The organism is Moorena sp. SIO3E8 (assembly GCF_010692445.1).
Lineage (GTDB): Bacteria > Cyanobacteriota > Cyanobacteriia > Cyanobacteriales > Coleofasciculaceae > Moorena > Moorena bouillonii.
In genome coordinates this window covers 32,471-53,759 of the sequence record NZ_JAAHHM010000031.1, presented here as the reverse complement: position 1 = coordinate 53,759, position 21,289 = coordinate 32,471, and the positions used below count along the sequence as shown (strand labels likewise).

Below are 21,289 nucleotides of genomic sequence, written 5' to 3'. Positions count from 1 at the left end.
AAGATCAGTTCAATAAACATTAAATGCCTAGCACCAGTACTACGTCCTACGCTATTGACTTTGGCACGAGCAATACGGTAATCACTCGCTGGAACCCTGTCACGGAAACGCCAGAAACTATCACGTTACCAGGACTTGCTCTGCAACTTAGTCAAAATCCTCCCTTAATTCCCAGTTTGGTGTATGTGGAAGATGCAGCTCAGGGTAAGGTGATTGTTGGACAGGCAGTACGCGATCGCGGATTGGATCTCACCAGTGACCCTCGATTCTTCCGCAGCTTCAAACGGGGGATTGGTGCTGAGGTTCAGGGATTTCTGCCAGAACTGGATGGCATCGGGATCACCTTTGAACAAGTTGGGGAATGGTTCCTCAACCAAATTATTGAAAATCTATCAGCCCTCCAGTCCGAGGCGGGGGATTCTGCGATTGAATCGGTGATTCTGACTGTGCCTGTGGATAGCTTTGAAGCTTACCGCCATTGGCTTAGTGGCATCTGTCAATCGTTGCCAGTGGAACAGGTGAGGATGTTGGATGAACCGACAGCGGCTGCCTTGGGCTATGGTATTGCCGAAGGGGATACTCTGTTAGTTATAGACTTTGGTGGTGGCACCCTGGATTTATCTCTGGTACAGCTGAATCAGGAGGCTCAAGGGAATAAAAAACCCCTCGGGTTTATTCTTAAGTGGGGGCAAAAGTCCTTTGGTGAAGGGTCTAGCCAGAAGGTGAAAATTGCCCGTGTGCTGGCGAAAGTGGGACAAAATTTGGGTGGGACAGATATTGATAACTGGCTGGTGGATTATTTTGTGGAAACTCAAGGGTTAATGCGATCGCCTTTGACTACTCGACTAGCAGAACGCCTGAAAATTCAACTGTCTGAGCAGTCTGAAGCTACAGAAGTCTATTTTAATGATGAAACCTTCGAGAGTTACGAACTAAAACTAGACCGGGAGACCTTTGAAACTATCCTCAAAGAACACCAGTTTTTTGATACCCTTGATGATAGGATGACGGAAGTGCTGCAACAAGCAAGACGCAGCGGTATAGAAGTACCAGATATAGATGGTGTCTTGTTAGTGGGTGGCACGGTGAAGATCCCAGCGGTTCAGGCATGGGTAAACCAGTATTTCGACTCAAGCAAGGTTCGTTGCCAAAAACCCTTTGAAGCGATCGCAACTGGCGCACTTCAGCTCAGCCAAGGTATCGAAGTCCAAGATTTCCTCTACCATAGCTACGGAATTCGCTATTGGGATAGACGGTTAAAGCGTCACAACTGGCACTCAATCATTAGAGAAGGACAGCCTTACCCCATGAGTGAGCCAGTAGAACTATTCTTAGGAGCATCAGTAGAGAATCAACCGAGTATAGAGCTAATTTTAGGAGAGTTAGGCTCCCAAACTGGTGGCACAGAGATTTATTTTGAAGGCGATCGCTTGATTACTCGTCAGTTAGGCCAGGGTCAAACCGCTGTGCAACCCCTCAATGACAAAGATGGGGCAAGAAGTCTGGCTAAATTAACACCCCTGGGCAATCCTGGAAGCGATCGCATTAAACTCCAGTTTCAAGTTGATGCTGAACGTTACTTGAGAGTTACTGTTGATGATTTACTTACCAATGAAACGTTATTGGCAAATCAGGTAGTGGCTCAGTTAAGTTAATTGGTCATATCATCTTCGCTTGAACACTTATAAATATTAGGGAACAGGGAACAGGGAACAGGGGATCAGTGCGTCGTGCGTAGGGTGCGTTAGGGGCGGGCTTGTCCTCATGTTAAACTTCGTAGCGACTGTTGCAACAGCCCGCTCCGTAACGCACCACCCAAAGGCTCGCTGCTAATGTTGGAGGCAGTTGAGCATCAATCCAAATCTTCATGCTGTCAGTCTGGGGAAATCAGTGCGTCGTGCAGCAAAAAGCAGACAAGCTTGAATATCTGCCAGTTCCAAATCGGGGAAATCTTTTAAAATTTCAGTAACACTAACATTTTCAGCCAACATTTCTAAAATATCGGTAACTCGAATTCGCATCCCTCGAATGCAGGGACGACCACCACACTGACCAGGGGTTTGAGTAATGCGAGCGATCAAGCTAGTTTTTGAATTCATGAGGGTGTCTACAAGTTGCTTTGTTTATCTCTATTTTAGTTGCCGCTATTCCTGAATCAGCAGATTGTAGCAATTTTATAGCAATTAGTCGGAAAACTTAGGTTTATTTAACTAATAAACTTCATCGTTTAATTCGGCGATCACATCATCAACTGTACCCCGAAAAACGTTACCTTGTTGATAGTCTTGGTGAGCTTTAGTAATATTAACAGCGATTTCTTCTCTTCTTTGTTCAATTTGTCTATGTCTAACAATATTCATTAAATCGTTCTGTTCCTCTAAAGAAAGAGCGTCAATCATTTCTAAAATTTGATTGAAGTGACTTGTTTGCATCATTTTTGACTCTCTTAACCTACGGGCGATCGGATTATGAGTCCGATCAAGTTATTTTAACTCACAATAAAAGATAAAATATTAGGGTAACAAGTGTAAAAATCAAGGGGTTTGGGTGGTGCCTTCCTTAGAGGATATATGAAAAGTTTTTTGATACTGAATTTTGCCCCCCTAGCCCCCCAATTCTGGGGGGAACAAGAATCTATTTGCTGGTAAAAGTCCCCCAAAATTGGGGGATTTAGGGGGCTTATATGTAGCAAATGAGACTTATCAGACAACCTCTTATAATCAATCGGTTGAAGCAGCAGATGTTGATTACTTTGAGCGCACCCTACAATAGGCTAAGCACTATTGCCTCTTATCTCTTCCCTGTTCCCTGTTCCCTGTTCCCTGTTCCCTGTTCCCTATGATTCTATCAGCAACCAAAACCGGTATCAGTCCAGAAGAATTTATTGCTCAGTATGGAGACGATCAACGCTACGAACTAATTGATGGAGAGCTAATTGAAATAGAACAAACTGGCTCCCACGAGCAAGTCGTGGCTTTAATTAGCCGAAAGCTTAATATAGAAATAGATCGTTTAGATGTACCTTATTTTATCCCACACCGTTGCTTAATTCAGCCCTTGGGAACCTTCAATGCTTTCAGACCAGATTTGGTTGTGCTTGATGAAGGAGAACTAATCAACGAAGCACTGTGGGCAAGGGAAGCAGTGATAACTCTGGGTACTACAGTAAAACTTGTAGTTGAAGTCGTTAGTACAAACTGGCAGAATGATTATGCTCGTAAGTATGAAGATTACGAAGCTTTGGGGATTCCAGAATACTGGATTGTCGATTATCTCGGTATTGGCGGAAAATATTTTATTGGTAGCCCCAAACAACCGACGGTAACGGTCTGCTGTATGGTGAATGATCAATATCAGAAAGTAATGTTTCGTAGAGGGGATTGTCTCAAATCTTCCCTTTTTCCTAATCTTAAGTTATCTACAGATCAATTATTTATAGGGCTGCGCTGAGGCAAGGGGGAAGGATCTCTAGTTTGACCCGGTGGTGCGTTACGGGCCGGGCTATCTCAACCGATATCAACAGGGGGAAAATCAAGGGGAGCCCGTCCCTAACACACCCTACGCCACTGATAGCTGATTACTTATCCCTAAACTTCCGTCCATCCTTCAATAGTAGCCATTAAAATGTTAACTAAAGGATGGTCTATGGCTTCCTTAAAAGCTTCCACTCCTCCAGCTTTGATAGCATTGACTACCTTAGCTTTTAGGGTTGGGTTATTCTTGATTTCCTCAGCAGCCCTCGCTACAACTGTTAACTTCTCAATCTCAGTACTAGCGGAATTAGTCTGGGATAGTTGGTTTAGAAGTTGCTGAATTTCAGCTGCTGCTTCGGCTAGGTTTTTGTCAGGAGCATGGTGGTGTATAACATCCCCTTTATTATCTCTCCCAGCAATACCACCACCTATAGTAGAGTTATTGACAAGATTAGAGTTATTGTTAGGATTATTAGCTTGGCCTTGGTCTATATCAAAACTCTGTGAATTATCTGACATATCATTATCCGCTTGAACTGTATTTGTAAGATTTATGGTAGGACTCGATAACTGATTACTAGTGAAAGCAGCCCTAACAATTTCCTTAACATCTTTGAGATGACTTCTTTCCGCTTCTAGCATAGCCGTTTGTTTCGCTGCTTCCAGCCTAGCTTCATAAACTGCCAAAAATTCTCTTTCAACTTTACCCTTATCAGTTGATTCTGGAAATTCCAACGTCAGTAAAATATCATTGCCCTTCCTCTCAATTGCTTGAATTGAATCACCACTAATGTCATGATTTTCCGCTATTAATTCTTGAAAGGCTTGACGAAATGCTTCTGGATTAACCCCATTACGCAGAAGAATCTGCACCGTATTCATAACCTGCTGATAAAGCTTTTCAAAATCCCCTGGTTGAAAAACACGATTAGAGTCATGGGGGCGGCGCTCTCGACTTCCCATAGCATTGGGATTCTCTAGTAAAAACACATACTGACAATCAACATCAGTAAAGCTAGTTGTTGAATCAATATTCCACGCTTCTAAACAAGCCCCCGTAAAATAAGCATTAGTAAAATCAGTACCAACTGCTTGAGCTTCAGTTAAATTAGCCCATTCTAAATTAGCATCTTGTAAAGTTGCCTCGCTAATATCAGCTAGTTTTAGATTCGCCTTATTTAGATTAGCCCCTCTTAAGTTTGCACCCCTAAGATTACCCTTAACATAAGACTTATTGTAACCATTACCACTAACCAATAATTCTCTGATAGCCCTATCAGCTAAGATAGTATTACCTGGTCTTGCTTGGTCAAGCTTAATAGTATTGTGCCAACAACTATGAGTAAGATTAGCCTCTCTTAAATCTGTACTTTTAAGGGTAGCTCCCGAAAAATCAGCATGGGTTAGGTCTGCCTTGTAAAAACTGGTTCCTCCTGTGGCAGCAAAAGCAATAGCAATACTGCGAATCCAGGCATCTTTGAGGTCTCTTGTTAGAATACGCCAGCCCAGGTAAGTCCCAAGTAAGGCTAGGACTATAGTTATAACTCCGGCTAACTCTCCAGCAAAAGCTTTGGAAAAGGCAAGGGCTACAGCTCCCGCAACGGTAAAGGCTACAGCTCCGGCAAAGGCAAAGGCAAAAACTCCGCCTACGGCACCGGCACAAGCTACGCCTACAGCTTGGGTAAATCCCACGACTACGGCAGCAGCACCAGCTCCGGCTCCGGCTCCGACTACGCCTACAAACCCGGCAACGCCGCCTAAGGCTATCGCATTGGCATCGGTTTCGCCTCCAGATACGGTTCCAGCAACGGCTAGAACCAAAGCTCCGACTCCGGCAATGCCTATGGCCAAAGTTCCGGCTTTTTCGATACTTTGACGAAGGGTAACAGTAAATAAAACAATTATTACAACCAAAGCTATACAGCCAAAGACTTGTTCTAGCAAGCCTTTATAGGTAAATATTCGCGCTACTAAAAACCTACCAGAGAAGCTGGTAAATCCAGATACTCCTGACGTTATCCATGAAAGCAACAGAAGAACAATTACCCACCGTTTTTGTAATCCCGCCTTCGCTTTACAAAACCTAGTATCCCTTAAAATAGCATTCTTAAAACTTGCCCCTCTAATATCCGCTTCACTAAAATCCGCCCCTGAAAGGTCTTGCCCCTGAAACGATTGACCTCTAAGATTTTCCCTGCGGAAATCCCTTTCTCCTGCTGCATATTTTTCCAGAACTTCATTAGCTTTCATCAGCCATAGTCATATATGTAGTAAAGGGAACAGGGATTAGGGAATAGGTAACTTTAGTTCAAGTAGTTTAGTATAACAAGCAGTTCTTGTCAATAAACTAGAAATATTTTTTAATAATTACTGCCTCGTTGTGTTTATTAACCTACAGACGTTTTTCGACAGAAACCCAGGAATAGGTTGTTATAGCTGAAACCGACTTCTACCGTTCCGATGCTCTTTTGGAGCCGCTAAATGCGATCGCACCATTCCCTTGAAACCTTATTCTTTTACTTCAGCAAAGCTGCCTTCGATAAACTTTTATTATCGGTATTCAACCGGACTTGAGATAAATGCTTACAAGCAACTCAAGGAAATATTAACCTGCTATACTTAAGTATAAATGAGGAAAAAACCGTGAACTCTATTCCTATCAAGCAATTTAAGACTAACATTCAAGACTTTATTAAACAAGTCATTAATCAACATACTCCCCTCAAAATCACCGATCCCAATCAGGGAGACTTTATTATTATTAGTGCCGAAGATTGGGAACAACAACAAGAAACATTGTATGTATTACAAAATAGCCATTTAATGGAACAGATTAACCATTCTCAAGCTACCCATACCAAAAATAAAGGCTACTCTCCCAATCAACAAGAACTAGATGAGATACTTAGTATTTGAGGGCAAAACTTGGGAAATTTACGAATAACTTCGTAAAAAAGACAAAAAACTCCATCAAACCCTTTGTAAAATCATCAAAGAAATGCTGAGAGACGATCCCGCTAAAGGAATGGGAAAACCTGAACCGTTAAAACATAATTTATCGGGGTTGTGGTCAAGAATAATTTCTCAAAAAGATCGCCTTATTTACAAATTTGATGATAACTATGTTTATATTTTTGCAATAGGTGGTCATTACGATCAATTTAATTAATTTTAGTTGATGTAGGGTGGGCAGTGCTTGATACAGATCAGCTGACAAAACCCGTTACTAGGCACTGCCCACCATAGGTGTAGCCCCAATCATACAGCCGTTTTCAGATGAATTGACCTCACTACCTTTAGCTGCAAGCCCCCTAAATCCCCGACTATCAAAAAGCGAAGCATCCGCTAATTCCCCCCAAAATTGGGGGGTTAGGGGGGCGGGGGACTTTAACTCAATTTCCCCCCAAATTTGGGGGGCTAGGGGGGCAAAATTTGCTGTAAGCCGATAGCTGTTCGCGTAGCGCATTAGCTGATAGCTGATAGCTGATAGCTGATAACTGAATACTTACAAAAAAAATAGCCGTAGAAATACTATCCACGGCTATTTCAATGCTGTAAACGTAATTGTCTTGTCTATCAGTTTCCGAATCAATCCGGATGTGATCCTAGCGGACCAGACCGGGGGGGAAACCCCCCCATAAATTTAACCTATTAACGCCAAGTTTGATACTTGGTTGCAAAACTAATTACTTGCCCCGGAATGCCGGTTGCTTGCAAAGGGCTCCAGTCGGAAACCGACCCATACCCCAGTGCAGAAAGACCGTAAATAGTCTTGGTAACTGCTTCAGGAGAGCCCTTAATGGACTTAATACGTTGTTTCTTAGGATTATTGTCGTGATTCGGAATAAAGTCTGTAGACATGAGTAAAAAACTAAATTTCGGTTGCCATGATTATTGTAATGATTATAATTTTAGTTTTCAAGGACTTTTAGAATTTAGAATTTAGAATTTAGAATTCAACCAAACAACCTTCAACCAAACAACCTTCAACCAAACAACCTTCAACCAAACAACCTTCAACCAAACAACTTTATACCTTCAACCTACCCTTCTGAACCCTCAAAATAGCTAGCGCTAAGATCAAGCTCTGAACTCCCTTGGACAATAGCAGTTAGCTCATTTCCTAGGAATATTCCTGTACCTGACGGTAAACCAATCGGGGATGAACCCAAGCGATAATCACTTTTAGAACCACCAAGTTGAATAACATCCTCGCTAGTATCAAAGTCCGTAATCAGAGCATAGTCATCATTCCCTGCTTCATCATACTGAATCACAGGAGTTGCAGTGCTTTCAGGTAACAATTGAGACTTTCCCCCTAGCACGAATCTATCAGCTCCCTCTCCACCACTAAGAGTATCAATGCCACTGGTATCAATGACCTTGATAGTAGTAGAGTTACCGTCTTGAGACACGGAAATACCTCCACCTGTGAGAGTGTCATCCCCTAACCCGCCAGAAATCGAGTCATCTCCACTAAGGCCAGCGATAATGTCGTTACCTTCTCCACCATCAAGAGTATCATTTCCTATTCCACCTACAAGAATGTCATCACTTTCTCCTCCAGAAAAGGAATTATTACCACTCGTGCTAGTCAGAATGTCACTACCGTTGCCACCGTTGAAAGTCGTACTGGTTGCTCTACTCACCAGAATGTCATTGCTTCTCCCGCCAAAAATCTGACTTCGATTAAAGCTGCTATTCAACGAAGAAATGCTGACTCTAGGTTTCAAAAACGAAAGAGTATTGAATTCCTCTAGCTTAATGCCAAACTCAGATCCCGAAAAAAAGTTATCGTCACTTCCAAATAAAATCATCGTTTTTACTCCTTAAGCTGTTGTGCATTTAAACTGTATATTAGTGAAATCACATTAAAAAGATAGATCCCAGTCCCCTTTTGCCTTTTGCCTTTTGCCTTTTGCCTTTTGCCTTTTGCCTTTTGCCTTGCTAAAATTTAGTAATCGAACCTAATCCTAATATGTTTCTAATTACATTTTTAGGATTGCCGTAATAATTGATATTTCCTAACCCAAATACACTAGCATTCAGCTCTTCAGTGGCATAAACATCTACTTGGGAAGCACCAAATAGATCAACCTTAGCTTTGGTTGAAGAAAGATTTTTACCATTGACATCAACCGCTCCATATACCTTTAGATATAGCTCTTTCGTATTGCCATATAATTCAGTTTTGCCGCTACCATTTTCCTCAATGTCTAACCGCTGATTATTGACATTGTAAACTTTCACATAATTAGCGCCATGGGTAGATATTTGCTCGATGTTTTGGCTAGATGCTTTAATTTTTAATAGGGTTTTAGGAGAAATACTTTTTTCAGGATAAATGAATAGGGTATTATCTCTAACTTCTGTAATAATTAGGGGCAAGATATTATCATCACCGCTAATTTCAAGATTGGTAGTTGGCTGAATAACTAGTTCAATCTCATAACTACCACTAACGTCAATCGCAGTAAAAGGGCTAACTTTTCTGCTTTCCGTTTTCAAAACACTACTACCTTGAACACTCATCGTATTAAGCTGACTAACAACTGGTGCTTTAACTGGCTCAAGCCAAATACTATCTAACCCACTAACTGAGTTAAACCCACTAACAGCTAATGCTAGTAAAACAGGTATCTTAGATAACATTGTTTTTTTAACCAACCTCCTTTTGCTTAACTTAAGCTACTCCTTAATTGCCAGGATTCATGTGCTTCCTTTGTAAGTAGCAAGCTATCAGCGTGTCGCGTATTAGCTATCAGCTATTAGCTATCAGCGACACGCTGACTGCTTACGAATTTTCTACAGAATCATTCTGGCTTTGATCCTGTAACCAATCCTGAAATAGGGATTCTAAAATTGCCTCTCTAACGGATTCACTTAGTTCCGTTGGAAACCACTTCTCAACTCTGAGGATATGATAGCCAAGTTTAGTTTGAATCGGTCCGATCACTTCACCTTCTTTAGCTTCATAAATCCCTTTGGCAATGTCTTTGGAAAGTTCTGCTAGAAAGCAAATCCCGACAAAACCGCCATTTTCTTGGGACTGTTTCCCCTTCGAGTGTTCCAGTGCTAAAGCACAGAAAGAAGCGTTGTCATAGCGGAGTGCTTTAACTATTTTCAAAGCCTGGGCTAGGTCAAGCACAAGAATTTGAGAAAGGGCTACTCGTCTATAGTTTTCGCGATTGCTAATATAATCACCATCGACAGCTCCTCCAAACAGATGCTCTTTTAATTTCTTCGTCAATAGCTCGACTTTAATGCCTTCAGACCACTCTTCTACAGTAATCTTCTGCTGAGAAAACCAAGTATTGGTTTCAGTAACCCCTAGCAACTTGTGCTCTACACGAAAAGCATCTCCAGCTGCTTGCCATTCCTGATCGGAAACTGTAATACTAAATTCCTCACACAGATCCAAAATCAAAGCATCTTGTTCAGCTAAGGTAGCAATTTCAGCAAATTTCCTGGAACGGCGCAGGTAACCAATAATATCTGCATCCGTTACTGGGGAAGTTTCTAGTAGTAGCGGTTTTTCTAAGGTTTCTGTCGTTTGTGTCATGGTTTTTTGTGATTAATCAATGGTGTAGTTTAACAGTATAAATTCTGTAAGCACTCAGCCGTCAGCTGTCAGCCGTCAGCTTAAAATAAACCTCAAAAGGTATAATTTAATAGTTCGAGATTTTATCAAATTTAAAGTTTGGGGAAAAGCTCTTGGCCGTTGGCTGATAGCACCTCAATTAGCGTGGCACAGGCTTCGACGCTGTGACATAACGCATAAGCTGATAGCTGATGGCTGATAGCTGATAGCTTACCTCTCATCTATGAATAACAACAGGTTCAGGTTGGTAAATCAAGCGTTCAGGTGGAATTTCTTCGATATTGATGCGGTTGCGATGTAAATCGCCATAGAGATTGAGATAGTCTAGTTCAGCTTGGGTTAGTTTGCCTTTTTGAATGCCTTTGATTGCTGCATCAACTTGTTCACGAGAAGTCAAACCTGCCAAGGCGACATCCACACAGTTCTGACTTAAAGAGTAGCGATATAAATCTGGTACTGAAGGTGTCCAGCAGTTTTCTGGTAGATCCTCCGGAGGAGTCCAAAGAACAGTCTGCATTCCAGCTGACTTAAACGTAACAATACCCGGTCGCTGGGGGTCTTCGGGAGCTAAATCCGCAAAGACCTTTTGCTGAGCAGTGCGGTGAGCAACATTATGGCGAACCATGACCACATCTAATAAAGGGCTATTTAGCCACTTTCGGGCAAGATCGTGGTCGTGGAATGAAGCACCAATATAGCGCACAGCACCCATTTTTTTGAGACGTTCTGAGGTTTCAAACATTCTTTCTATGGTGCGCTGATAAACTGTATTTGGACCGCGCAGATCGTTAGAAATATTCAAGCATTTCTCGAAATTATCCCCATTGTCAGCATCAATCCAACCCCAAAAAAATATATCAATGTAGTCAATTCCCAAGTCTACAAACTGATCGTATAGATAAGTCAAGATGGCATCGGGATTCCTGGTCATGTAAGTTACCGTTGCCAGAACGACCTGCTCTCTAACTGAGGAACCCCGTCCACAAAGCTGGCGTAGCGCCCCAGCCATAGAACTGTAGAGATAGTGATGTAGATCGCTAGAGTAAAAAAAGTAGTTGATTCCTTGGTCAAAGGCGTAGAGAGTATCCTCACTAGAAATGTGTCCCCCACCACCTAATCCCAGACAGCTTACGGTTAAGTCAGTGCGTCCCAGTTTGCGGTAAAAAGGTAAATCTGACTTTGGGAATTTAACTCTAGCAGAAACCGTTTCTTTAGCAGGGGATGGGGTCACGGTGCTGGTCAGATCAGTTAGCTTCATAACTCTAAGGGAGTATAGATGTCTTCAGATTTGGCATTTAGGTAGCACTGCTGCAATTCAATCTCCAACAGGGAGAATTCTTGGAGAATTGCTGCCACGCGAGCTTCTGGAGAATCGTCCCCTTTGTAGTGAGCTTCCAATAAGCCATTAGCAACAATTTGACAGCGGTTCATACCGAAACTTTCTTGGTCAGCAAATTTCTGGTCTGGTTCTTCCGCTAACCCCAATCCTGGCGCTAGGAATTTGGTGAACAGGGGTACTTCTGGCTTAAAATAGGATTGGTTTTCTTTATAAACCTTCTGAAGCACTACCCGCACTGCTTCATAGTCGTTGTTGTCAAAGTAGAGTACTCCTGAGTCGTAGCGGTTGTAATCCTCAGGATTATAGAGAACCTTAAAAGAGAATGGCACCGGGATTTGATTTAACTGTTGCGTCAGGCTACCCATTACCGCCACTGCACCTTCAGCGGTTAAGTTGAAGTAGATGCGGACAATTTCTCCTTCACTATCTGGATTCCCATAGTCATACATACCGAGATTACCGACTGCCATATAGAATCCGTTTTGTACCAGATTCGGAGGTAGCAACACCGCAACGTCGTCCCCAACAGCGGGAGATTGTGCTTCTGGTTGTAAATGCTCCTTCGGCTCGATATGTAGAGTTAAACCCCCCTTATTTACTGCCAGAGTGCCATCACTTTCTTGCCTTAGCACCAACCAATCGGGATCAAAGTAGCCCTCACCAGTATTGCTTTCATCTAATCGTTGGTAGAATTTTAAATCTATCCCCAGGAAAGTATTGTTTTCTAAATTTTGGTGCAGTGTCAGGTCATCTGAATCGCCATTGAGGGCTAGATCATCTTTTAGAGAACCGTTGTAGTAAATCCCGTAGAGAAAACTCCGCAGTTGCAAACTCAGATACTTTTTTTGCAATTCTAAGGGCAATTGCCCAAAGCGTTCTGCTACCTCAGCTGGAAGTTCCAAGGGTTCGTAATCTTGATGGCGAATAGAGAAGTTGGACTTCTGGATCTCAAGCTGGTTGACAATGTTTTCTAGTGCAGTTCGCAGCTGCTCCGGTACAGCATCTGGCAGTTGATTTGGTAGTGATTCAAGTAATTGCATAGTTTTTTGGTTTTAAAATTGTAAATTGTTATAGGAAAGGGAATAGGGAGTAGGGAGTAGGGAGTCGGGAGTCGGGAGTCGGGAACAAAAATTATCACAATTCCTACACGGATCCCTATACAGCGTTTTTCATAACTATGAGGTACACTGGATTTTTTCCCGATTCCCGATTCCCGATTCCCGATTCCCTGTTCCCTACCTTGACTTTAAACTTGGTGCAAGATCTGATTAAGACCAATTAGTTCTGATTCCTCGATACCAAAAACTGTTCGGATCGATGCTTCTGGACGGCATAACAAGCTCTTGGCGACTTGAAGCATGCAGATCCCTGTATTGCCAAAGGATTTCTGGTACTCAATTATGGCCTGGATGGTTTGAATCAAGGCTAGACCAGAAAATTGCATCACCCGCTGCAAAAAATTAGGGTAGCGCTCTAAAATTTCTGGAAAGCGATCGCAATAAGTCCGAATCAGGGCAGCTATGGAAGGTTGGATCTGTTCTAGGGGAGTCATAGCTAGATTCAATGCTTCTTCGATATCAATCGACTTACTAACCGCTAGACTACTTAGCCAGATGGTCAGGTAACTGGTGATAATTGAGCCTATATCAAAGGCTGGGTCTCCCCAACTAGAGCGCTCCCAGTCAATTAGTCTAAGTCGAACGATGCCATCTGACTCTGGGGCTGACGTTGCTTGCTCCCAATCGTTGGGTAACAGGATATTGTTCAACTTCAGGTCATTGTGAACCAGACAACAAGCATCGAAAGTATTACTCAGTTTAGCGATCGCTTTTCCGAGGCTATCGTAGCGCTGATAGAGGGCAAAGAATTTCAGACCGTCTGCGGGTACTTGACTAAATATTTCCGGACCAATCCGTTCCAAATTATTGGTCATATTCTGAGCCTGAGCCGGGGATGGAGCTGCTGATTTTTCCGAGAAAAAGTCCTGATAGTCCTGACTACCTAAGGTGGCACGATGAATACTAGCTACCATCGCTCCAATTGAGCTAGCGATCGCTTTCGGAAAGACATTCTCCTTACCGTAGAACTCGGTTAGGTCTTGATAGTCACTCAGGTAGTTAAAAACAATAATGGAATTATCTGGATCGAAATGGAGGACTTCAGGTAGCCAAGACCCCAGGTGACTCACCTCTGGGAATTGTCGTAAAAACTCTTGAGAGCGCCATTCCTTCAAAAACTCACCTACGGTTTCACCGTCTTGGTCGTAAGGCTCTTGTTTTACTAGGAGCTTACGACCTTCTGGCAAGGTCAGGAGCAAATTAAAGTTCTTGGCAGCCTTGGGCTCAATTTTACCCAGAGCTTGTTCCTGTTCAGTACAGATTCCCTGCTCAATCAGGTACTCGAAAACATTTTTAGAACTTAATAAAAATGCCATACTATATTATTTAATAATAAACTTCAAATTAACGTCAGCAGCCACAAGGGCAGCATGTCAGTTTTGTTAATCCCTGATTCAGATACCCCTAAATCGTAAGCATTCAGCTATCAGTCATTCGCGTAGCGTGGCCAACGGCCAAGGCTCACCGCTGACAGCTGACGGCTGAATGCTTACCCCTGATTAATTATTAATATTTAGTTATTCAGCCCTAAAAGTCAATAGGATTACCTTTACTTTTTGGACATAAGGTCTTGATTAAGGTCTTATGGTTGGGGATTTTTGCAAATAATCAATCGGAGCCATAAGGACTCCGACTGAACTTATATCTTGCATGATTGTCGGTAACCCCTACAGCCCGCTCGTGGTTTTAACAAGCGGCTAACCGATAAAGTCCATTAAAATAGACTGAAATCATAATGTGGCCAACATTGATTCCTAGGTCAGAGGACTTGATTGATCAGCCAGGGATTTAAACCCTGGCTGACTACTGACATTAGTGCAAGATATCAATTACAACCGACTTCGTAAAGAGCGAAATCCCTTTACTTAAGGAACTTAGTACTTACGACGACGGCGGCGGCGGCGTTTCCGACCCTTACCCTTGTTAACATTCGTGAGAACAGTGAAGACGATAACGTTACTTACGCTCACCAGACTAGCGGTATTTATAGTGTTAACTCCTCCTCCTCCTAAAACCATGTCCATTTCCTGACCATCGCTTAGCTCATTGAGGAAGCTTTCGGAATCTTGGAATAGCTCTGAACCAGCAGGACGCAGTTCAGCAATTTTAATAGTAGACATTTGGGTTTTTCCTTACTTTCAGATGTTAGTTATTCAGTTAGCATGCAACTATTCATGACTAGTAAGCTTGCTAACTTCTTAATTTCATAATCGTACCAAAAACAGAAAAAGTCAAGGGTTTTTATAGGGCTTTTTGGACTTAAATCAAGGCTAAAATCGACATAAATAAAGAATTTAATTCTAGTAAAAAAGACATATTTTCTGGGGTTTGTCTTTTGTTTTGAGACATAATTAAGTGACTTATATCTTTCTTTGGGATAGCAAGACACAAGTTACTTAATTATGTCTTATTTAAACAAAATCTCATCTTTTTCTCAGACATAATTCAAAGATGGATGGCTAGAATAAAAAATGATGAGTCATTTCAACCCTAGTAGTCTGTCAATTGTAAGCATTCAGCGATCAGCGATCAGCGATCAGCGATCAGCGGTCAGCGATCAGCGATCAGCGATCAGCTATCAGCGATCAGCGATCAGCTATCAGCTATCAGCCTTGGCCTGTGGCCAGGCTACTTGAGGTGCTTTTGAAGAAAATAAGCTGACCGCTGACCCCTGACCGCTGACCCCTGACTGCTTACTGTCAATTTAGTTTTGAGGGTTAGGCCAAGGTGTTAGGTATTAGGTATAGTCCCTAGTGCCTCATCCAACTAACCATTGAGTTTCAAATTAAGTAAAATTCAGCAGGATAGTATGCAAAGCTTGATTACTATTGACCAGAAAGCTCTTTTTGAGCATGTCAGGCTCTCTTGCCAAATTCCTAGCTTAGTGGAGGGCATTGTTACTTGCAAGATTATTGAGTCAGCAGCAGCAGAGGCTGGCATTCAAGTGGAGCCGGAAGAACTCCAACAGGCAGCAGACGACTTCCGTCTCGCCACCGAACTTCATAACACTGACGAGACTTGGTCGTGGCTGCAAAAACATCATCTATCTCTCGATGATTTTGAAGCATTGATTTACACCAACACCATCGCTGACAAGGTCGCTCAACATCTGTTTAGAGATCAAGTTGAGTCTTTTTTTTATGAGCACCAGCTTGATTATGCCGGAGTCGTCATGTACGAAGTGGTTTTGGAGGACGAAGACCTAGCTTGGGAACTCTTTTATGCCTTCAAGGAAGGGGAAGTCAGTTTCCATGAGATTGCTCGCCAACATATTCAGGACGTGTCACTACGCCGCTCTGGGGGATATCGAGGAATACTACAGCGCCAACAACTCAAGCCAGAGATTGCGGCTGCGGTCTTTGCTGCCACTCCGCCCCAGATTCTCCAACCCATTGTCACCTCATCTGGAGTACACCTGATTTTGGTTGAGGAAATCATTCAACCGCAATTGGATCAGCAGTTGCGCTCTGAGATTCTTTCAGATTTGTTTTCTGAGTGGCTAAGGGAACAAATGGAACAGATGGAAATTGTTGCCCACTTATAACGGGAGCCCAGATTCCGCAGGTAAACTAGAAAAGTTCGGATAGTTTTCAACTATGACTGGTTTGGCATCTTCTGGGATTAATCGCCTCCATGAAGCCGGACTGACAAAGCCTGTTTGTCAACAGGGCTCGCTTAGGCAGGGAAAAAAGAAGGAGTACTGACAGAAAGTTTACACTTGGATTCAACTTCCTTGTTTTCTGAGATTCGTTACAAAACTTTATCATAATAGTTACAAAACTTTATATAAAACTGTATAAAAATTGGATTTTCGGAGTGATTAATACAGTGAGGGCAGTCAAGAAAGCATAATCCTCTTAATTGCCAAACCAATCCTATTAAGAATAAGCATTTCTTGATGTAACTCAGACAAATCGGGTGAATCTTTCCGAAGATAGCAATCCACAAATCCTCAAGCCATTGCAATCAATAGGGAGCAAATGACATGGGAAATTACACTGGTGACAACTTAAACAACTACTTCAAAGCACCCAAAGAAAAATATTTTCTTTTCCTAAACCCACATTCCGCAGGAAAAATAGAAGAGTTTGCAACAGAAAGTTTACACTTGGATTCAACTTCCTTGTCTTGATGCAAAGCGCGAGTCGGGGAAACCACGGCAAAGCGCGAGTGGGGGAAACCACGGCAAAGCGCGAGTGGGGGGAACCCCCAAGACCGCGCTGCCTCCCCGTGAGGCCACTGCATAGCTTTTAGCCTTGTTGTCACCCCCTCAGCCAAAATGGCTGTTTTTCCAGGTTTTGCTGTCGCGCATTTAAACTACCTTTTAGTAAATCAGGAAAAAAACCGTGAAACTATTGTCCATTCTCCCTTCTGCCTTCTGCATTGCTGTTAGGCATTTTTAATGCATAACAGCTTACAGAGCTTCATAATTACGATGTTTTCAACAAAACTTTACTAACACTTCTTGAAAAATTCATATAATTTTATCAGTATAGGGTGTGTCAACACATTTAGCTGTCATATGGTTGTAACTTACGTTCAACACAGTGCTCCAGAAAACAGGGATTTAGAAGCAGGTCAGTTTTTGACTCCAGATCAACGACAATTGCTGCTAGAAAGCCTAAAAACTAATTTACGCCCAGAATACCGTCGTCGGATTGAGATTATGTTGCTGGCAGATCAAGGTCAGTCTCAGACTCAAATTTGTACAGCATTACACTGCTCTCAAGAAACCGCACGGTATTGGATTTGCCAACTCCAAACGGGTAACATGCACAATTGGAATGCTTTGCCAATTGGCCGACCTAAGACCATTAATGACCAATACCTTGAACGTTTGAAAGAGCTGGTGAGTCATAGTCCCCGTGAGTATGGCTATTCATTTCACTCTTGGACAGCCCATTGGTTGAACAAGCATCTGACCCGAGAGTTTGGCATTGAGGTCAGCGATCGCCATATCAACCGTCTGCTGAAAAAAATGGGACTTTCCACCCGCAATAAATCCTCCAAGGCCAAGAATACCAAGAATCCTTCTGAAACTGAGGGGTGTGGCATTGTTGTTCGCAACTTGTCTTCTGCCTCATTAACTGAATCTTTGAAATTGTGGCCATTCAATCCACAAAAAATCAACAGCTGGTACAACTAGTACAACTAGTACAGCTAGTATAGCTAGTACAAAATTTTTTTTGGCAATAGTTGGTTATCAAGAGTTAAAGTCTAGTCCTTCGGACAACTAATAAGACAACTCATAACTAGTAATAAAATTACTGACAAATGACAGAAAAATGACACTTGGGTAGCAGGTTAAAAACAGATTATTTATTGCAATCATTAGGAAGTAATGATTGTAAATTCAATCCTAATCAGAGCTAATTCAGTAATATTTCACAAGTAGATTTTTGTCAGTCAAAACTTACGGAATGGCATCAAGACATTATACCCAGATTTTTATTACTGAATCCAAGCTCTAGGAATGTTTTGATTGATTGGAGTAAACTCCATGGTTCAGGATTCATCGTCTCAAGCTGCTTTCAAGCAATATTTTGCTCAACAACTTGCCCAGACCCTGGGACAAGCACTCCCTCAACAGGAACTCGACCGCTGCTTCAAAGGTATTAAAATTCTGGAACCAAGGGCAGGTAAGGCATTCTGGCAAGCAGGTAATGGGAATGTTGGCGTTTACATGGTTATGGCTGGCAAAGTTAGGCTCCTCGATCAGGACAATAACTTACTGGCTTCCCTAGAAGCATCCAGCACCTTCGGCGAGCTGACCTTGTTTCCAGAAGAATCGTTTCAGCCTTACACTGCCAGAGCTTCTGTCAAGCTCAAGGTTTGCTATCTTGCTGGTGAGTTGTTGCAGCCCTTGCTCCGTAACTATCCTACCATCAGGGATCACCTGCATAGACAAGCAGTATTGCGGGATCTATTCTTATTGTGTCGTCGCAATGGTTTTTTCGAGAATCTACCCCGAGAAGGATTACTTAAAACCCTATCCCTATTAAAACCCTATACTCTGGAAGTCGGCACACTCCCAGATTCTCTACTAAAGAATCAAAAACTTTGGCTGCTCCGACACGGAGAGCTACTCCATGGTTCTGGCAAAACCCTCAATGCTGGCAGCATCTACACTCCCTCCCAGTTAAAGGAAGGAAACTCTTGGCAGGTGAGGATGCCAACTCAGCTATATAGTCTCAGCAATGGTGATAGCAAAATTGCCCTACTCCACTTGCCACAACTTAGTGAGCTGATTGAGTCTGATGCTACCCCATCGGCTAACGACCAACCTATTCCAGCATTGGCTAATACCTTGTCAGCTGTCGCACCTGCTCAACCGTCTCCAGAGCGAAAACCAAAGCCCAAGACCCGTCGAGTTTACTTTCCCAACCCTACAGTCAAAGTCAGCCATTGGTGGCAGCAAGTTACTCAAAGCTATCCGTTCTTTGCCCAACAGAGTTCCTCAGATTGTGGTGCTGCTTGTTTAGTTATGATCGGTCGCTACTGGGGTAAGCGTTTCAGCGTTAATCGTTTGCGGGATGTTGCCAATGTTGACCGCAATGGCACATCACTACGAGGTCTAGCTACAGCAGCAGAAAGCATCGGCTTTTCTACCCGACCGGTCAAAGCTAGTCTCGACCGATTGGCAACAGAGAAACTGCCCGCTATTGCCCATTGGGAGGGCAGACACTACATCGTGGTCTATAAAGTGACTCGCGATCGCGTAATTGTAGGAGACCCTGCCATTGGTCAAAAAACCTTCAACCATTCCGATTTCAAAGCAAATTGGACTGGCTATGCCCTTCTGTTGCAACCGACAGCAATGCTCAAGGAAGCCAAGGAGGCCAGTGTTGCCTTCTGGCAGTTCTTTGAATTAATGAAACCTCACGGGCTGGTGCTTCTAGAGGTATTGATCGCATCTATCTTAGTTCAGATCTTCGGACTAGTTACACCTCTATTCACACAGCTATTGTTAGACCGGGTAATAGTGCAAGGTAGTACTCTGACCTTAAACGCTGTTGGGTTAGGCTTGCTGCTGTTTGGCTTATTCCAAGTTGCCATGACTGGCTTACGGCAATATTTGCTAGACCACACCGCTAACAAAGTCGATCTGGCGCTGATTGTCGGGTTTATTCGCCATACCTTCCGATTACCCTTAAACTTCTTTGAGTCTCGTTTTGTCGGTGACATTGTCTCCCGCGTCCAGGAAAACGAAAAAATTCAAAGCTTCCTCACTGGCGAAGCTATATCAATCTTGCTCGACTTACTCACTGTTTTTGTCTACGTGAGTCTGATGTTCTGGTACAGCTGGAAACTCGCAGCGCTAGTGTTGTTAATTGTGCCGCCATTTTTCCTGCTGGCATTAATAGCCACCCCCTTCTTGCGCCGGATTTCCCGAGAAATATTCGATGCTTTAGTTAATCAAGAAAGTTATCTGATCGAAACCCTGACCGGGATTAACACAGTTAAATCCATGGCAGTTGAACAAACAGTGCGCTGGCATTGGGAGGAACTGCTGAATAAGTCAATCAAAACTAGCTTTTCTGGGCAAATCATCAGCAACCAGTTACAAATATTCAGTAACACTATCGAAACAGTTGCTACTACTGCTCTGCTGTGGTATGGAGCGTGGCTGGTGATTCAAAACCAACTCACCATCGGTCAATTAGTTGCCTTTGATATGTTGCTAAATAATGTGATTAACCCCTTCCAGCGCATAACGGTGTTGTGGAATGAGTTACAGGAAGTGCTGATTGCAGTGGAACGCATCAATGATGTGCTGGATGCGGAACCAGAAGAAGATTTGCAGCAGCAACCTCGTCAATCCTTACCACAACTGAAGGGTCACATTCGCTTTGAGCAGGTCACCTTTCGTTATCATCCTCAAAGCGATATTAATGTACTCGAAAATCTCAGTTTTGAGGTCAAACCAGGGCAAATGGTAGCCCTAGTCGGTCGCAGTGGTTCAGGGAAAACCACCATTTCCAAGTTAGTTTTGGGGCTTTATACCCCCACAGATGGCAAAGTGTTAATTGATGGTCAAGACATCACCAGTCTTTCCCTGCGCTCATTGCGGGAGCAAATTGGTGTAGTTAACCAAGATACATTTCTGTTTGGCAAAACTATTCGGGAAAACATTGCCATGGGCGATCCCTCAGCAACCCTAGCAAAAATTATGGAAGCAGCGCGACAGGCTGGTGCAGATGAGTTTATTAAACAGCTACCCATGGGTTATGAGACTCAAATTGGCGAGGGGGGTGGTATGTTATCTGGTGGTCAACGTCAGCGCCTAGCGATCGCCCGTGCTTTGGTAGGGAATCCCCGCTTGTTGATTTTAGATGAAGCCACCAGCAACCTGGATGCTGAATCCGAGCGCATCATTCAAACTAACTTCAACTCAATTTTGAAAAGTCGAACCACCTTAGTTATTGCTCATCGCCTCTCTACCGTGCGCCAAGCTGATGTAATTCTAGTACTTGATCGAGGAATCTTGGTCGAAAGTGGTAACCACGAAACATTGATGGCTAAGCGTGGTCACTACTTTTATCTCAATCAGCAACAACTAACTGTTACTCTTGCTGATTGAAATCCTAATTAAAGGGAATAGGGAGCAGGGAGTAGGGAGTAGGGAACAGGGAACAGGGAACAGGGAACAGGGAATCGGGAATCGGGAATCGGGAATCGGGAATCGGGAACAGGGAAAAAATGCTGTGTACTTCATAGTTATAAAAAACGCTGTATCCTTCTTGATTGATAGTCAAAT

The 21,289-nt window shown here is 42.9% G+C and carries 21 protein-coding genes and 1 pseudogene; 9 read left to right on the top strand and 13 right to left on the bottom strand.

The features are described from left to right. The first annotated feature begins 23 nt into the window (after positions 1-23). Entirely contained in the window at positions 24-1,655 is a 1,632-nt protein-coding gene (locus tag F6K46_RS15860) for an Hsp70 family protein (protein WP_293058236.1), read from the top strand. A gap of 210 nt (positions 1,656-1,865) precedes the next feature. On the opposite strand, the gene F6K46_RS15855 is transcribed toward F6K46_RS15860, so the two are convergent. Then, positions 1,866-2,099, bottom strand: coding sequence for a DUF433 domain-containing protein (locus F6K46_RS15855; protein WP_293058233.1), 234 nt, complete (start codon positions 2,097-2,099; stop codon positions 1,866-1,868). 111 nt (positions 2,100-2,210) lie between these two features. Beyond that, positions 2,211-2,435: a hypothetical protein gene (locus F6K46_RS15850; protein ID WP_293058230.1), complete on the bottom strand. Its 225-nt coding sequence runs from the start codon at positions 2,433-2,435 to the stop codon at positions 2,211-2,213. 257 nt (positions 2,436-2,692) lie between these two features. On the opposite strand from F6K46_RS15850, the gene F6K46_RS15845 reads away from it, so the two are divergent. Next, complete coding sequence (locus tag F6K46_RS15845) at positions 2,693-2,842, top strand: hypothetical protein (RefSeq protein WP_158069855.1); 150 nt, start codon at positions 2,693-2,695, stop codon at positions 2,840-2,842. Next, the gene (locus tag F6K46_RS15840; RefSeq protein ID WP_293058226.1) at positions 2,839-3,450 is read left to right on the top strand and encodes a Uma2 family endonuclease; all 612 of its coding nucleotides are present in this window, start codon (positions 2,839-2,841) and stop codon (positions 3,448-3,450) included. Before F6K46_RS15845 ends, F6K46_RS15840 begins: the two co-directional genes overlap by 4 nt. A 137-nt stretch (positions 3,451-3,587) precedes the next feature. Here the strand turns inward: F6K46_RS15840 and F6K46_RS15835 are convergent, their stop codons facing one another. Continuing rightward, positions 3,588-5,723, bottom strand: a complete 2,136-nt coding sequence (locus F6K46_RS15835) for a pentapeptide repeat-containing protein (protein ID WP_293058223.1) — start codon at positions 5,721-5,723, stop codon at positions 3,588-3,590. 393 nt (positions 5,724-6,116) lie between these two features. On the opposite strand from F6K46_RS15835, the gene F6K46_RS15830 reads away from it, so the two are divergent. After that, positions 6,117-6,389 carry a type II toxin-antitoxin system Phd/YefM family antitoxin gene (locus F6K46_RS15830; protein ID WP_293058220.1) on the top strand — a complete coding sequence of 91 codons (273 nt, stop codon included), beginning with the start codon at positions 6,117-6,119 and terminating at the stop codon, positions 6,387-6,389. Positions 6,390-6,432: 43 nt separating this feature from the next. Then, positions 6,433-6,642: pseudogene (locus F6K46_RS15825) on the top strand (Txe/YoeB family addiction module toxin); the annotation flags it as partial. 482 nt (positions 6,643-7,124) lie between these two features. Here F6K46_RS15825 and F6K46_RS15820 read toward each other — a convergent pair. The 9 genes from F6K46_RS15820 to F6K46_RS15780 form a co-directional block, all read right to left on the bottom strand. Then, positions 7,125-7,334: a hypothetical protein gene (locus tag F6K46_RS15820; protein ID WP_293020603.1), complete on the bottom strand. Its 210-nt coding sequence runs from the start codon at positions 7,332-7,334 to the stop codon at positions 7,125-7,127. A 182-nt stretch (positions 7,335-7,516) separates the two neighbouring features. Further along, entirely contained in the window at positions 7,517-8,290 is a 774-nt protein-coding gene (locus F6K46_RS15815) for a calcium-binding protein (protein ID WP_293058217.1), read from the bottom strand. Between the two features lie 130 nt (positions 8,291-8,420). Then, a complete protein-coding gene (locus tag F6K46_RS15810; protein WP_293058214.1) occupies positions 8,421-9,125 on the bottom strand; it encodes a head GIN domain-containing protein in 705 nt (234 codons plus the stop codon). A 142-nt stretch (positions 9,126-9,267) separates the two neighbouring features. Further along, positions 9,268-10,035, bottom strand: a complete 768-nt coding sequence (locus F6K46_RS15805) for a peptidylprolyl isomerase (RefSeq protein WP_293058211.1) — start codon at positions 10,033-10,035, stop codon at positions 9,268-9,270. A 256-nt stretch (positions 10,036-10,291) separates the two neighbouring features. After that, a complete protein-coding gene (locus tag F6K46_RS15800; protein ID WP_293058209.1) occupies positions 10,292-11,332 on the bottom strand; it encodes an aldo/keto reductase in 1,041 nt (346 codons plus the stop codon). Next, a complete protein-coding gene (locus F6K46_RS15795) occupies positions 11,329-12,453 on the bottom strand; it encodes a T3SS effector HopA1 family protein (RefSeq protein ID WP_293058207.1) in 1,125 nt (374 codons plus the stop codon). Before F6K46_RS15795 ends, F6K46_RS15800 begins: the two co-directional genes overlap by 4 nt. Continuing rightward, positions 12,384-12,551, bottom strand: coding sequence for a hypothetical protein (locus tag F6K46_RS15790; protein ID WP_293058205.1), 168 nt, complete (start codon positions 12,549-12,551; stop codon positions 12,384-12,386). The genes F6K46_RS15795 and F6K46_RS15790 overlap by 70 nt, the downstream gene beginning before the upstream one ends. 108 nt (positions 12,552-12,659) lie before the next feature. Continuing rightward, positions 12,660-13,847, bottom strand: a complete 1,188-nt coding sequence (locus F6K46_RS15785; RefSeq protein WP_293058202.1) for an aminoglycoside phosphotransferase family protein — start codon at positions 13,845-13,847, stop codon at positions 12,660-12,662. 558 nt (positions 13,848-14,405) lie between these two features. Next, positions 14,406-14,651 (bottom strand): hypothetical protein, encoded by a 246-nt coding sequence (locus F6K46_RS15780; RefSeq protein ID WP_293058199.1) that lies wholly within the window; start codon positions 14,649-14,651, stop codon positions 14,406-14,408. Positions 14,652-15,002: 351 nt separating this feature from the next. On the opposite strand from F6K46_RS15780, the gene F6K46_RS15775 reads away from it, so the two are divergent. The 4 genes from F6K46_RS15775 (at position 15,003) to F6K46_RS15760 (ending at position 21,112) form a co-directional block, all read left to right on the top strand. Then, positions 15,003-15,167, top strand: a complete 165-nt coding sequence (locus F6K46_RS15775) for a hypothetical protein (RefSeq protein WP_293058196.1) — start codon at positions 15,003-15,005, stop codon at positions 15,165-15,167. 137 nt (positions 15,168-15,304) lie between these two features. Further along, the gene (locus F6K46_RS15770; RefSeq protein ID WP_366510712.1) at positions 15,305-16,075 is read left to right on the top strand and encodes a peptidylprolyl isomerase; all 771 of its coding nucleotides are present in this window, start codon (positions 15,305-15,307) and stop codon (positions 16,073-16,075) included. A 978-nt stretch (positions 16,076-17,053) separates the two neighbouring features. Beyond that, complete coding sequence (locus F6K46_RS15765) at positions 17,054-17,677, top strand: helix-turn-helix domain-containing protein (protein WP_293058190.1); 624 nt, start codon at positions 17,054-17,056, stop codon at positions 17,675-17,677. A 354-nt stretch (positions 17,678-18,031) separates the two neighbouring features. Further along, on the top strand, positions 18,032-21,112 hold the full coding sequence (locus F6K46_RS15760) for a peptidase domain-containing ABC transporter (RefSeq protein ID WP_293058187.1): 3,081 nt from the start codon (positions 18,032-18,034) through the stop codon (positions 21,110-21,112). Here the strand turns inward: F6K46_RS15760 and F6K46_RS15755 are convergent. Further along, positions 21,089-21,247 (bottom strand): hypothetical protein, encoded by a 159-nt coding sequence (locus tag F6K46_RS15755; RefSeq protein ID WP_293058184.1) that lies wholly within the window; start codon positions 21,245-21,247, stop codon positions 21,089-21,091. The genes F6K46_RS15760 and F6K46_RS15755 overlap by 24 nt on opposite strands. Positions 21,248-21,289 lie beyond the last annotated feature (42 nt).